The sequence below is a fragment of the Actinacidiphila guanduensis genome (assembly GCF_900103985.1).
Taxonomy (GTDB): Bacteria; Actinomycetota; Actinomycetes; order Streptomycetales; family Streptomycetaceae; genus Actinacidiphila; species Actinacidiphila guanduensis.
In genome coordinates, this window is sequence record NZ_FNIE01000011.1 from 165378 (window position 1) to 178367 (window position 12990).

Consider the following 12990-nt stretch of genomic DNA (forward strand, 5'->3'; position numbering starts at 1 on the left):
ACCGGAGGCCAGGCGCGGGCACCGCGAAGGCCCCGCCGACCTGTGAATCCGCGGGACCCGGCGGCCCGTTGGCGCCGCGGCGGACGTACGGGCGGGCCGCGACCGGGGGGCGGCCCCGCGTCAACGCGGCCGCCCCGGGATTCACCCGAGTGAGGAGTACGCCACAACTCCGCGCAGCAGCCCGTCCACCGCCTTGTGGGCGTTGCGCCGCACCGTGCTGCCCTCGGGGGCTGCATTGCCGATCTGGCCGAGGACGTCGATGAGTTGCTTGCACCAGCGGACGAAGTCGCCCGCGGGCATGTCCGCGTCGGAGAGCACCGCGTCCAGGCCGTGCCCGGACGCCCAGCGGTAGGCGGGCCAGGCGAAGCCCAGGTCGGGCTCGCGCTGGCCGACGCCCTCGGTCTGGTTGATCCGGTGGTCCTCCTCCAGGGCGTCCAGCCGGCCCCAGATGCGCACCATCTCGCTGAGCGCGGCCCGCGCCTGCCCGTTGGGCAGCCGGGGCAGCACCGCGTCGTCGGACTGCCGCGACTCGTAGACCAGCGCGGAGGCGCACGCGGCCAACTCGGCGGGCCCCAGGCCCTCCCAGACGCCCTCGCGCAGGCACTCGCTGGCCAGCAGGTCGAGTTCGCCGTAGAGGCGGGCGAGGCGGCGGCCCTCGGGGGTCACCGTGTCGCCGTCGAGGTAGCCCAACTCGCCCAGCACCGCGCTCACCCGGTCGAAGGTGCGGGCGATGGTGTTGGTGCGGCCCTCGATCCGCCGCTCCAGCGCGTGGGTGTCGCGGCGCAGCCGCTGGTAGCGCTCGGCCCAGCGGGCGTGGTCCTCGCGGTCCTCGCAGCCGTGGCAGGGGTGGGCCCGGATCGCCGTGCGCAGCCGGGCGATCTCGGTGTCCTCCGCGGCCGCCGAGCGCTCCCTGCGGTGCCGCGGCGGCGCCGACCAGCCCGCCGAGCCGGCCTTGCTGCGCATCGCGGAGGCCAGGTCGCGGCGGGACTGCGGGCTGCGCGGGTTGAACGACTTGGGGATGCGCATCCGCTCCAGCGCCTCCACGGGCACCGGGAAGTCGATCTGGCCGAGCCGCTTGACCTGGCGCTCGGCGGTGAGCACCAGCGGGCGCGGCCCGTCGTGGTACTCGCCGCCGCGCGGGTGGTGGCCGCCGCCGGAGCGGCCGGGGATGCCCGGCTCCAGCACCAGGGCGAGCCCGGCGTACTTGCCCGCGGGGACGTGGATGATGTCGCCCGGCTTGAGCTTCTCCAGCGCGTCGGAGGCCGCGGCCCTGCGGTGGGCCGCGCCCTGCCGGGACAGCTCCGCCTCGCGCTCCTTCAGCTCCCGGCGCAGCGCCATGTACTCGCCGAAGTCGCCGAGGTGGCAGGTCATCGACTCCTTGTAGCCTTCCAGCCCCTCCTCGTTGCGCTGCACCTGGCGGGAGATGCCGACCACCGAGCGGTCCGCCTGGAACTGCGCGAAGGACGTCTCCAGCAGCTCGCGCGAGCGGTGCCGGCCGAACTGCCCGACGAGGTTGACCGCCATGTTGTACGACGGGCGGAAGGACGAGCGAAGCGGGTACGTCCGGGTGCCGGCCAGGCCCGCGACCACGCTCGGGTCGAAGCCGCGCTGCCAGAGCACTACGGCGTGGCCCTCGACGTCGATGCCGCGCCGCCCGGCCCGGCCGGTGAGCTGGGTGTACTCGCCGGGGGTGATGTCGGCGTGCGTCTCGCCGTTCCACTTGACGAGCTTTTCCAGCACCACCGAGCGGGCCGGCATGTTGATGCCCAGCGCGAGCGTCTCGGTGGCGAACACCGCCTTGACCAGGCCACGGACGAAGAGCTCCTCGACGACCTCCTTGAAGGTCGGCAGCATGCCCGCGTGGTGGGCGGCGATGCCGCGCTCCAGGCCCTCCAGCCACTCGAAGTAGCCGAGGACGTGCAGGTCCTCGTCGGGGATGGCGCGGGTGCGCTCCTCCACGATGGCGCGGACCTTGGAGCGGGCCTCGTCGTTGTTGAGCCGCAGGCCCGCGTACAGGCACTGCTGGACGGCGGCCTCGCAGCCGGCCCGGCTGAAGATGAAGGTGATGGCGGGCAGCAGGCCCTCGGCGTCGAGCCGCTCGATGACCTCGGCCCTGCTGGGGGTCCACACCCGGCTGCGGGCGCGCCGCTCGCGCTCCCGGTCGGCCTCGCGCATACGGCGGCCGCGCGGGCCGCCGTAGGGCCGGGAGTTCTCCATCCGGGCCAGCCGCTCCAGGTCGGCGTTGACCTCGCGGCGGCCGGCGGTGCCGGCCGGGCCCGACTTCTCCTCGAACAGGTCGTACATCCGCCGGCCGGCCAGCACGTGCTGCCAGAGCGGGACCGGGCGGTGCTCGGAGACGATCACCTTGGTGTCGCCGCGGACCGTGTCGAGCCAGTCGCCGAACTCCTCGGCGTTGGAGACGGTCGCCGACAGTGACACCAGCGTCACCGACTGCGGCAGATGGATGATCACCTCCTCCCAGACGGCACCGCGGAAGCGGTCGGAGAGGTAGTGCACCTCGTCCATCACCACGTAGCCCAGGCCGTCCAGGGCGGCGGAGCCCGCGTAGAGCATGTTCCGCAGCACCTCGGTGGTCATGACGATCACCGGCGCGTCGCCGTTGACGCTGTTGTCACCGGTGAGCAGGCCGACCTTCTCGGCGCCGTAGCGCTTGGCGAGGTCGTTGTACTTCTGGTTGGACAGGGCCTTGATGGGCGTGGTGTAGAAGCACTTGCGGCCCTCGGCCAAGGCGAGGTGGACGGCGAACTCGCCCACGATGGTCTTCCCCGACCCGGTGGGCGCGGCGACCAGGACGCCGCTGCCGGCCTCCAGGGCCTGGCACGCCTCTATCTGGAAGGGGTCGAGGCCGAACTCGTACAGCTCGCGGAACCGGGCGAGCGCGGTGGCGTTCTCTTCGGCGCGCCGGCGGCTTGCCGCGTAACGCTCGGCGGGCGACATCTCTTCGGTCATCTCGCTCCCGAGCCTACCCGCGCCCACCGACACCGTGGCTGATCTTTTTCCGGCGAACGGGGAGGTGGCCGGACGGGCGCGGCGCCGGACGGCGGAAACCCCGGCCCCGCTCGGCCCGGAGGAAGGGCGCAGGTCAGGTCGCGTCGTCGTAGCTGGAGTCGGTGTCGTGCTCGTCCATCGGCTGCGCGCCGACCTGCTCGGGCACGTGGTGGAGCGGCGACGCCTCGTCCGGGTCCAGGTCGAAGTCCGGGTCGGCGGCGCGCCGCCGGGCCCTGCGGCGGTCGTTGAAGAAGCACACGGCCATCGCCAGGAAGTACAGGAAGACGATCGGCGCGGCCAGCAGGCACATGGTCAGCGGGTCGCCGGTCGGGGTGGCGACGGCGGCGAAGACGGTGATGCCGATGACCATGCCGCGCCACCAGCCGAGCATGCGGCGGCCGGTGACGATGCCGGTGAAGTTGAGCAGCACCAGCACCAGCGGCAGCTCGAAGGCGAGGCCGAAGACGACGATCATCCGGGCCACCAGGTCCAGGAAGTCGTCCAGCGGCAGCAGGTTGGTGGTGTCCTTCGGCACGAAGCCGATCATGATCCGCGCGGTCTGCGGCAGGATCTCGTACGCCAGCAGGCCGCCGGCCACGAACAGCGGCACGCCGGCGCCGACGAAGCCGAGGGTGTAGCGCTTCTCGTTGCGGTGCAGGCCGGGCGCGAGGAAGGCCCACAGCTGGTAGAGCCAGACGGGCGAGGAGACGACCACGCCGGCCATCAGCGAGACCTTCAGCGCGATCGAGAAGCCGCCGAGCAGGCCGCTGACCGTCATCTGCGCGCAGGCGCTGGCGCCCTTGTGCTTGTCGCCGTTGATGCACTGCACGTTGTCGGGGATGCGGTGCTGCAGCAGCTCGATGATGTGCTTGTAGAAGAACGCCGCCACAATCGTGACGACCAGGATCGCCAGGACCGACTTGAACAGCCGGTTGCGCAACTCGCGCAGGTGGTCCCCGAGGGGCATCCGGCCCTCGGGGTCCTTGGCCTGCTTGCGGGCAGTCTTGAGCACCCACGTCCTCGTCTCGTGCGGCAGCCGTCAGCAGGGTGTGCCGGCTTCGTCCTTCAGGTTCGGGCACTGCCGGGCGCGTCCGGCCCGGCCGCGGGCGCGGCGGGCGGGCGTCCGGTCCCCCGGGGTCAGCTCTGGGCCGAGGTGTGCTCGCCCACCGGGCGGGCACTGGCGGTGTCGCCGGGGGCCGCCTGGATGGTGCGGGCGGCGGTCTGCTGCTGCTCGGCGGGCTCCTGGCTGCCGCCGTCGCTCTTCATCGCCTTGGCCTCGCTCTTGAGGATGCGGGCGGACTTGCCCAGCGCCCGGGCCGCGTCGGGCAGCTTCTTCGCGCCGAACAGGACGATGACGACGGCGACGATGAGGAGGATTTCCAGGGGCTTGAGGTTGCCGAGCATAAGAGGTCTACCTTCTCACCTTGACGGCGGGGTCCGTGCGTCCGCGGTGCGGGGCCGGGTGGGGGCCCGAAGCCGTGCCGCGATGCGATCGTAGCGTGCGGCGGTGAACACCGGAGAGTGCGCCGGTGGCCACCCGGGGCGGCTCCGAGCCGCGTCCTGATGCGAGCCGCCCGGGCCAGACTACCCTCACCCCCCGCGGACACGGCAGGTTCAGGGCCTGGAGATCTCCCCGGCCCGCTCGGCGAGCGGGCCGGCCGCCCGGCTCAGCCGGTCCCCCGCGGCCGCCAGCGCGTCGCTGCTCGCGGCCACCTGCCGGCCCAGCGCCTCCACGGCGAGGAAGACCCGGGCCGCGAAGACGGCCAGCACCGCCAGGCCCGCGGCGGCCAGCGCCACCCAGACCATGACCCACCACCACATGACGTCTCCTCCCTCTCCGAACGGCGGCCGGCCGGCGCTCGGTCAACGCTCGGTCAGCGGCCCGTCAGCCGCATGGTGCGCACCCCGGCGCCGGTGAGCAGCTCCACGATCCGCTCGCCAGCCGGCTTGCGGACGGCCTCGCCGCAGCCGGGGCAGGTGAAGGAGTAGAAGGTGGTGCGGGCCGAGGCGCCGATCGCCAGCCGCAGCGCGTCGGCGTCGAGCTCGAAGCTGGTGCGGCAGTGCGGGCAGCCGGCCCGCACCCGCGGCGCCGCTGCGGCCACGCCGGTCTCCTCACTCACCGTAGGCCGCCAGTGCCCGGACGGCCGCTTCGCGCGCGCCGTCGGCCAGGTCGGGCGGCGAGACGATCCGCCCGTCGCGGCCCAGCCGCAGGGCGAGCCGGCGCAGCGAGCCCGGGTCCGGGGTGCGCAGGGTGATCCGCAGGCCGCCGTCGGGCTGCTCCTCGGCGCTGTCGTGCGGGTAGTACTCGGCGACCCAGCGCCCGCCGGGCCCGACCTCGATCACCACTTCCGGGTCGTCGCCCGACGGCTGGACCAGACCCTGGGACAGGTCGCGCGGCTCGATCCGCGGCGGGTCGGACGGCGCGTCCAGCAGCCGGATCTCGGCGACCCGGTCCAGCCGGAAGGTGCGCATGTCCTCCGACAGCCGGCACCAGCCCTCGACGTAGGTGTGCCCGACGGCGAACAGCCGGATCGGGTCCACCTCGCGCTCGGTGAGGGTGTCGCGGGCCGGCGAGTAGTAGCGCATCCACAGCCGGCGCCGCTCGGTGAGCGCGCGGTCGACGGTGGCGAAGACGCTGCCCTCGGACTCGAAGGTGACCGACAGCCGGCCGCTCGCGCCGGCCGCCTCGCCGGCCGCGGCCTCCAGCTTGGCGGCCGCGCGCTGCAGGGCCTGCCGGTCGCCCTCGCGCAGCCCCGGCAGGTTCGCCACCGCGCGGGCGGCGACCAGCAGCGCGGTGGCCTCGTCGGCGGCCAGCCGCAGCGGCTGGGCGACGTCCTCGGCGGTGTCCGGGTTGTGCCACCAGATGTGCTCGCCGTCGGTGTCGATGTCGAGCAGGTCGCCGCCGCGGAAGCTGGTGCCGCACAGCGGCAGGACGTTCAGGTCGCCGATCAGCTCGGCCTCGGTCACCCCGAAGGCGCGGGCCACCTCGTCGACCCGGGCGCCCGGCCGTTCGCGCAGATAGGTCACCAGCGACAGCATCCGCCGGGTCTGGTCGATCGCATTGCTCACCGGTCCGCTCCCCCTCAGCCCTTCGCCACGGCGCGCAGCCGGTCCAGCAGGTCGGCACGCAGCTCCTCGGGGGCCAGCACCACGACGTCCGGCCCGAACTCGGCGAGCCAGGCGTCCAGTCCGTGCCCGTACGGCACTTCCAGCTCGTCCCACTCGGCGTCCACCGGGGTGGTGGCGACGGCGCGGGCGCGCAGCGGGTAGCCGCTGTCGCGGCGCAGGCGGATGCGGGCGGTGACGGCGGTGGCGCCCTCGCCGGCCCAGCGGGCGACGGTCTCCCGGACGTCCACGTGGTCGGGCACCTCGGCGGTGAAGCCGCCGCGGACCTTGACCCGTCCGGTGATGCGGGAGAGCCGGAAGACGCGGACGGCGCCGCGGTCGCGGTCGTGCCCGGCGACGTACCAGTGGCCGCGCCAGCACTCCAGCGCCCAGGGTTCGAGCAGGCGCGGCTCGGGGTGGGCGGCGTTCGCCTTGCGGTAGTCGAAGGCGACGGCCCGGCGCTCGCGGGTGGCGAGCATCAGCGCCTCGAAGGCCGGTTCGGGGGCGGGGATGCGCGGCTCCAGCGCGCTGTTGGCGTCCTCGTACGGGACGCCGGCCGCGCGCAGCTTCTGCAGGGCGCCGCTGGCGGCCTCGGCGAGGCGGGCCTGCTGCCAGACCTTCGCGGCGAGCGCGAGGGCGGCGGCCTCCTCGGGGTCGAGGGCGATGTCGGGCAGCCGGTTGCGGTCGCGGCGGGCGAGGTACCCGAACTCGCCGTCGATGCTCTCCACGGTGTCGATGACCAGGCCGAGTTCGCGCAGATCGTCCTTGTCGCGCTCGAACATCCGGTTGAACGACTCGTCCGAGGTGACCTCGTGGTACGCCTCGATGGACGCGCGCAGCTCCCGCTTGCTCACCGGCCGCCGGGTGTTCATCAGGCACAGCGCGAGATTCATCAGCCGCTCCGCCTTGGCAATCGCCATTTTTCTGTGTTCCCTCGCCTCCGGCCGCTCGTACCCGGCGTCGACGGTCGATCATGCTCGGCCGCTCTCCCCCAGGGCTTCGCCTGGGAGGCACCCCCGCGGCCTGCGCGTGTTCTCCCTCTCGACACCGGCGCGGCCTTCGGCTCGCTCACCGGCGAGCCCTGATACGGGCGGGCATCCGGGCGAGCCGCTTCCGCGATGGTGCCCTTGCACCACGGACCGTACCGCTCCCGGCCACCCGGCCCCAAACCCGCCGGCTCCCCGCGGCGGACCGCGGGGAGCCGGAGAGTCAAGGGCGACTCGTACAACGCCCACCTACGCGAGCGAGCCAAAGGGCGCGCCGGTGTCGAAAGGGAGAACACGCGCAGGCCGCTGGGCATATTCCCAAGGGAAGCTCTGAGGGGAGAGCGGCCGAGCATGATCGACCGTCGACGCCGGGTACAAGCGCCCGGAGGCGAGCGAGCACAATCAGACGGCGACGAGGTCGCAGACGAAGATCAGCGTCTCGCCCGGAGCGATGGCGCTGCCGGCGCCCTGGTCGCCGTAGGCGAGGTGGGCGGGGATGGTGAGCTGGCGGCGGCCGCCGACCTTCATGCCCTGCACACCGCGGTCCCAGCCGGGGATGACCTGGCCGACGCCGAGCTGGAAGCGCAAGGGGGTGCCCCGGTTCCAGCTCGCGTCGAACTCCTCGCCGGTGGAGAACGCCACGCCGACGTAGTGGACGGAGACGGTGTCGCCGGCCTTGGCCTCGGCGCCCTTCCCCTCCCAGATGTCCTTGATCTCCAGGTCGGCCGGCGGCTCGCCGCCCGGGAAGTCGATCTCGGGCTTCTCGATGCTCACTTCGGTGCTCCTTGTGCTGTTGCGGGCAACCGGGACAGTCTTGCAGACCTCACATCACGGCCAGGATGTCGAGGGTGAAGACGAGGGTCGCGTTCGCCGGGATGCCGCTGCCGCTGGGCGGCTGGCTGCCGTAGCCGAGCGCGGGCGGGGTGACCAGCAGCACCCTGCTGTTCGCCTTCTTGCCGACCAGTCCCTGCTGCCACCCCGGGATCAGCTTGTCCAGCTCCAGCGGGGCGAGCTGGCCGTGGCTGTAGCTGGAGTCGAACTCCTTGCCCGTGGTCCACAGCAGCCCCTGGTACTGGGCGAGCACCGTGTCGCCGCTCTTGACGGCCGGCCCGTCGCCCTCCAGCACGTACTCGGCGACGAGCTTGGCCGGCGGCTTGGCGCCCTTGGGGATCTTCACCGAGGGCCGGCTGCCGTCGGTGGCGGTGCCGACGGTGGGCAGCGCCGTGTTCTTCTGCGGGACGGGCTTGCCGGTGGCCGAGGACTTGCCGTCGAAGCGGTTGAGCACGTCGATGACGAAGACCATCGTGTCGGTGCCCTTGATGCCGGCCTGGGGGTTGCCGGAGGTGCCGTAGCCGAGCGCGGGCGGCACGGCCAGCTCCAGCCGGGTGCCGGTTTTCCGGCCGATCAGGGCCTCGTCCCAGCCGGGGATGACCTGGCCCTGGCCGATGACGGTGGTGAAGGGGCCGCGGCCGAAGGAGGTGTCGAAGACCTTGGCGGTGTCCCAGATCTGGCCGAGGTAGTTCACCTGGACGTAGTCGCCGCCGGCGATGGCCGGGCCGCGGCCCTGGACCACGGTCTTGACCGCGAGGTCGGGCGAGGGGGCGATGGTGCCCTTGGCGATGGTCGGCTTCTGGCCGAAGCCCTTGCCCGCGGTGATGCCGGGCACCGGCCCGGGGACGATCTGCGCGGAGGGGGTGCCGGTGGTGCCCGGCGTGGTGGGGGTGGCCGGGGCGGCGGGCGTGGTGGGGCTCGCCGTTGCCGAACCGCTCTTGTTGTCGCTGCCGCCGCAGCCGGCGGCGGTGAGCAGGAGCGCGGGTACGGCGAGCAGGGCGGAGCGTCGGCGCACGGGGACCTCGTTACGGTCGATGGGGTTGTGGGGGGAGCCTTGCGACCGGGTCGTTCGGTCGTCCCACACCCTACGGCGTGCCACCGGCCCGGTACGAGACGCACACGAGGTGCGCGTGGGGCCGGTGGGCACGCCGGGCCGGAGCCGCGGTGCCTGCCGATTCCTCCGCCCGGCCGGCTACATGCCGGCGATGAGCTTCTCCACCCGGTCGTCGACCGAGCGGAAGGGGTCCTTGCACAGCACGGTGCGCTGCGCCTGGTCGTTGAGCTTGAGGTGCACCCAGTCGACGGTGAAGTCGCGGCGCTGCTCCTGGGCGCGGCGGATGAAGTCGCCGCGCAGCCGGGCCCGGGTGGTCTGCGGGGGCACCGACTTGGCCTCGAAGATCTTCAGGTCGCTGCAGATCCGCTTGGCCTGGCCCTTGCGCTCCAGCAGGTAGTAGAGCCCGCGGCGCCGGTGGATGTCGTGGTACGCGAGGTCTATCTGGGCGACCCGCGGGTGGGACATGGTGATGTTGTCGCGGTTGCGGTAGCGCTCGATCAGCTGGTACTTCATCACCCAGTCGATCTCGGTGCCGATCTTGCCGAGGTCGCCGGTGCCGATGGCGTCCAGGGTGCGGCCCCACAAGTCGAGGACCTGGTCGATGACGCCGCTGCGGATGCCGCGACGCTCGCAGAACTCCACGGCCTTGCTGTAGTACTCCTGCTGGATGTCGAGCGCGGACGCCTCGCGGCCGGAGGCGAGCCGCACCTTGCGGCGGCCGGTGATGTCGTGGCTGACCTCGCGGATCGCCCGGATCGGGTTCTCCAGGGTGAGGTCGCGCATGACGGTGCCGGCCTCGATCATCCGCAGCACCAGGTCGGTGGCGCCGACCTTGAGCAGCATCGTCGTCTCCGACATGTTGGAGTCGCCGACGATGACGTGCAGCCGCCGGTAGCGCTCGGCGTCGGCGTGCGGCTCGTCGCGGGTGTTGATGATGGGGCGGGACCGGGTGGTCGCCGAGCTGACGCCCTCCCAGATGTGCTCGGCCCGCTGGCTGACGCAGAAGACGGCCCCGCGCGGGGTCTGCAGCACCTTGCCGGCGCCGCACAGCAGCTGCCGGGTGACCAGGAACGGAATGAGGATGTCGGCCAGCCGGGAGAATTCCCCGTGCCGGGCCACCAGGTAATTCTCGTGGCATCCGTAGGAGTTGCCGGCCGAGTCGGTGTTGTTCTTGAACAGGTAGACGTCGCCTGCGATGCCCTCCTCGTGCAGCCGCCGTTCGGCGTCGACGAGAAGTCCTTCGAGGATGCGCTCCCCGGCTTTGTCGTGTGTGACGAGTTCGGTGACGTTGTCGCACTCGGGAGTGGCGTACTCCGGGTGCGAGCCGACGTCAAGGTAGAGGCGGGCGCCGTTGCGCAGGAAAACGTTGCTGCTCCGGCCCCATGACACGACACGGCGGAAGAGGTACCGCGCCACCTCGTCAGGGGACAGACGCCGCTGTCCCCTGAACGTGCATGTGACGCCGTACTCGTTCTCCAGCCCGAAAATGCGGCGGTCCATGTCTGAACATTACGCCTCGGGCGACGTGCTGAAACGGGGTTGGGGGGCACGGCTTGGATCTTTTTCGGTTTCCGTTTCGGGATGCGGCGCCGTCAGGATTCGGGCCGTGCACAGCAGTACGAGCAGCGCGAGGGCGCCGCCGGCCGCGCAGACGGCGAACCCGCCGGTGCCGCCGCCGTCCTGGGCGGCCGCCCCGGCCACGGCGGTGCCGAGCGCCGAGCCCACCCCGACGGCGGTCACCACCCAGGAGAACGCCTCCGTCACGGTGCCCGCGGGGGCGTGCCGGTCCACCACGAGGAAGCCGCAGGCGAGGGTGGGGGCGAGGAAGAGGCCGGACAGGGCCGCCAGCGGCAGCATCCAGCCCAGCGCGGGCGCCAGCAGCAGCGGCGGGTAGCAGGCGGCCAGGCCCACCGCGAGCAGCCGCAGCCGCCGCTCGGGCAGCCCGCTCCAGGTGCGGGCGCCGTAGCCGAGGCCGCCGAGGAGGGCGCCGGCGCCGTTGGCGGCCAGGACGTACGAGGCCGCGCCGGCGCCGCCGTGGGCGTCGCCGTAGGCGACCGCGGCCAGCGAGAAGGCGCCCAGCGCCACGCCGACGCAGAAGCAGGCGGCGAGCAGCACGGCCAGGCCGCGCGAGCGCAGGGCGCCGAGCCAGTGCGCCTCGCGCTCCTCGGCCCGCCAGCGCCGGGAGGGCGCGGAGGTGACCACGACGAGGGTGCCGGCCACGCCGAGCAGGCCGGTGAGCACCACCGCGGCGGCCTCGGAGGCGGCCGCGACGGCCGCGGTGACCAGCAGGGGGCCGAGGGTGAAGAGCACCTCCTGGGCGGCGGCGTCCAGCGCGTACGCCTTCTGGACCTGCTCCTCGCGCGCCAGCACGGCCGGCCACAGCGCCCGCAGGCCGCCCTCCAGCGGCGGCGTGGCCAGCCCGGCGAGCAGCACGGCGGCGACCGCGATCGGCACCGGGCGCGGGCCGTTGACGGCGAGCAGGGCGAATCCGGCGGCGGCGAGCAGGGCGGCCGCGGCCATCACCCGGGGCTGGCCGCGGCGGTCCACCGCGCGCCCGAGCAGCGGTTGCCCGAGGGCGACGGCGAGGCCGTAGAGGGCCGACAGGGTGCCCGCGAGCCCGTAGCCGGCGCCGTGGGCCCGCAGGAAGAGCACGATCGCGAGCGCGGCCATGGCGTTGGGCAGCCGGCCGAGCAGGGTGCCGCCGAGCAGCCGTGCGGCGTGCCGCGTGCGCAGCAGTTCGCCGTAGCCGCCGGCCCCCTCTGTCCGGCCCGTTCGGTCCGTCGCGCCTGCCACCGCTCGCCCTCCCCGGTCCCGGGCCGCCGCTCGGCGAGCACTCCGGGAAGTTGTACGTATAACGTGACGGTCATACGTACCATGTCGGCAGCTCACGGGTCCAGCCGTGGGCCGGGGCGAGGCCGGGAGGAGGGGCGGTGGCCGAAAGCGCGCGGCCGACGTCGCGGGACGTGGCGCGGCAGGCGGGGGTGTCCCAGGCGACGGTGTCGCTGGTACTCGGCGGCAAGTGGCGCGGCCGGGTCTCGGAGCGTACGGCGGAAGCGGTGCGGCAGGCGGCCGGGGAGCTGGACTACCGGCCCAATCTCGCGGCCCGCAGCCTGCGGCTGGGGCGGACCAGGACGGCCCTGCTGGTGGTCCCCGCGCTCACCCATGAGTACTTCGCCCGGGTCTACGCCGGGGCCGCCCGGGTCGCCGAGGAGAACGGCTTCGGCGTGGTGCTCTACCCCTCACCCGAGGGCATCGGCCCGGCCCGCGACCCCTTCGGCTCCGCCCGGGCCGCGATCGACGGCGTGATCGCCTCCTCGATGGCCGCCGACGCGCTGGCGGGCATCGGCGACGGCGGGCTGCCGCTGGTGATGCTCGACAGCGGCCCCGGCGCGCCGGACGGGCCGCCGACGGTGGACCTGGCCGTCGCCGACGGCATCCGGCAGGTCGTCCGCCACCTGCTCGGGCTCGGCCACCGCACCATCACCCACATCGCCTCCGACGTGGACACCTGGACCTTCCGCATCCGCGCGCAGACCGTCCGCGAGGAGCTGGCCGGGGTGCCGGGCGTGCTGCTGCGCACCGAGCGCTGCGCGCTGGACGTGGAGCCGGCCCGGCAGGCGGCCGTCCGCGCCCTCAGCGCGCCGGGGCCGCGCCCCACCGCGCTGCTCTGCGACGGCGATGTACTGGCCGCCGGGGCCTGCAAGGCCGCTCGGGCGCTGGGCCTCGCGGTCCCCCACGAGCTGTCGGTCTCGGGGTTCGACGATCTTTCACTCGCGCTCGCGGTGGACCCGGAGCTGACCTCCGTCCGGCTGCCCGCCGAGGAGGTCGGCGCTCAGGGGATGCGGGCGCTGCTCGCTCTTCTCTCGGGGCGCCCCGTCCCGCCCTGCGAGCTGCCCGTCACTCTCGTGGCGCGCGGCTCCACGGCCCCCGCGCCGTAGGCTGCGCCGCTGCGAGGTTCTCCCCGCCGCAGGGGGTTTTCCGCCGTCTCCGGCCGCAGGCCGGGAC

The 12990-nt window shown here is 73.5% G+C and carries 12 protein-coding genes; 1 reads left to right on the top strand and 11 read right to left on the bottom strand.

Going from position 1 to position 12990, the window contains the following annotated elements:
* Window positions 1-141 precede the first annotated feature (141 nt).
* The 11 genes from BLR33_RS24070 to BLR33_RS24120 form a co-directional block, all read right to left on the bottom strand.
* A complete protein-coding gene (locus tag BLR33_RS24070) occupies window positions 142-2970 on the bottom strand; it encodes a DEAD/DEAH box helicase (RefSeq protein WP_093786665.1) in 2829 nt (942 codons plus the stop codon).
* A 133-nt stretch (window positions 2971-3103) separates the two neighbouring features.
* Complete coding sequence (gene tatC, locus BLR33_RS24075; RefSeq protein ID WP_093786666.1) at window positions 3104-4021, bottom strand: twin-arginine translocase subunit TatC; 918 nt, start codon at window positions 4019-4021, stop codon at window positions 3104-3106.
* Between the two features lie 125 nt (window positions 4022-4146).
* The gene (gene tatA / locus BLR33_RS24080) at window positions 4147-4413 is read right to left on the bottom strand and encodes a Sec-independent protein translocase subunit TatA (RefSeq protein WP_093786667.1); all 267 of its coding nucleotides are present in this window, start codon (window positions 4411-4413) and stop codon (window positions 4147-4149) included.
* 210 nt (window positions 4414-4623) lie between these two features.
* The gene (locus BLR33_RS24085; protein WP_093786668.1) at window positions 4624-4830 is read right to left on the bottom strand and encodes a hypothetical protein; all 207 of its coding nucleotides are present in this window, start codon (window positions 4828-4830) and stop codon (window positions 4624-4626) included.
* A gap of 53 nt (window positions 4831-4883) precedes the next feature.
* Window positions 4884-5129: a hypothetical protein gene (locus BLR33_RS24090; RefSeq protein WP_093786669.1), complete on the bottom strand. Its 246-nt coding sequence runs from the start codon at window positions 5127-5129 to the stop codon at window positions 4884-4886.
* Window positions 5122-6048 (bottom strand): helix-turn-helix transcriptional regulator, encoded by a 927-nt coding sequence (locus BLR33_RS24095; RefSeq protein ID WP_093786809.1) that lies wholly within the window; start codon window positions 6046-6048, stop codon window positions 5122-5124. Before BLR33_RS24095 ends, BLR33_RS24090 begins: the two co-directional genes overlap by 8 nt.
* A 44-nt stretch (window positions 6049-6092) precedes the next feature.
* Entirely contained in the window at window positions 6093-7034 is a 942-nt protein-coding gene (locus BLR33_RS24100) for a helix-turn-helix transcriptional regulator (RefSeq protein ID WP_093786670.1), read from the bottom strand.
* A 468-nt stretch (window positions 7035-7502) separates the two neighbouring features.
* Window positions 7503-7874 (bottom strand): FKBP-type peptidyl-prolyl cis-trans isomerase, encoded by a 372-nt coding sequence (locus BLR33_RS24105; protein ID WP_093786671.1) that lies wholly within the window; start codon window positions 7872-7874, stop codon window positions 7503-7505.
* A 49-nt stretch (window positions 7875-7923) separates the two neighbouring features.
* Complete coding sequence (locus tag BLR33_RS24110) at window positions 7924-8946, bottom strand: FKBP-type peptidyl-prolyl cis-trans isomerase (protein ID WP_093786672.1); 1023 nt, start codon at window positions 8944-8946, stop codon at window positions 7924-7926.
* A gap of 177 nt (window positions 8947-9123) precedes the next feature.
* Window positions 9124-10485, bottom strand: coding sequence for a Pup--protein ligase (gene pafA, locus BLR33_RS24115; RefSeq protein ID WP_093786673.1), 1362 nt, complete (start codon window positions 10483-10485; stop codon window positions 9124-9126).
* Between the two features lie 9 nt (window positions 10486-10494).
* Window positions 10495-11778, bottom strand: a complete 1284-nt coding sequence (locus BLR33_RS24120; protein WP_245771628.1) for an MFS transporter — start codon at window positions 11776-11778, stop codon at window positions 10495-10497.
* 137 nt (window positions 11779-11915) lie between these two features.
* Between BLR33_RS24120 and BLR33_RS24125 the strand changes: the two genes are divergently transcribed.
* Window positions 11916-12923, top strand: a complete 1008-nt coding sequence (locus BLR33_RS24125; protein WP_093786674.1) for a LacI family DNA-binding transcriptional regulator — start codon at window positions 11916-11918, stop codon at window positions 12921-12923.
* Window positions 12924-12990: the final 67 nt, after the last annotated feature.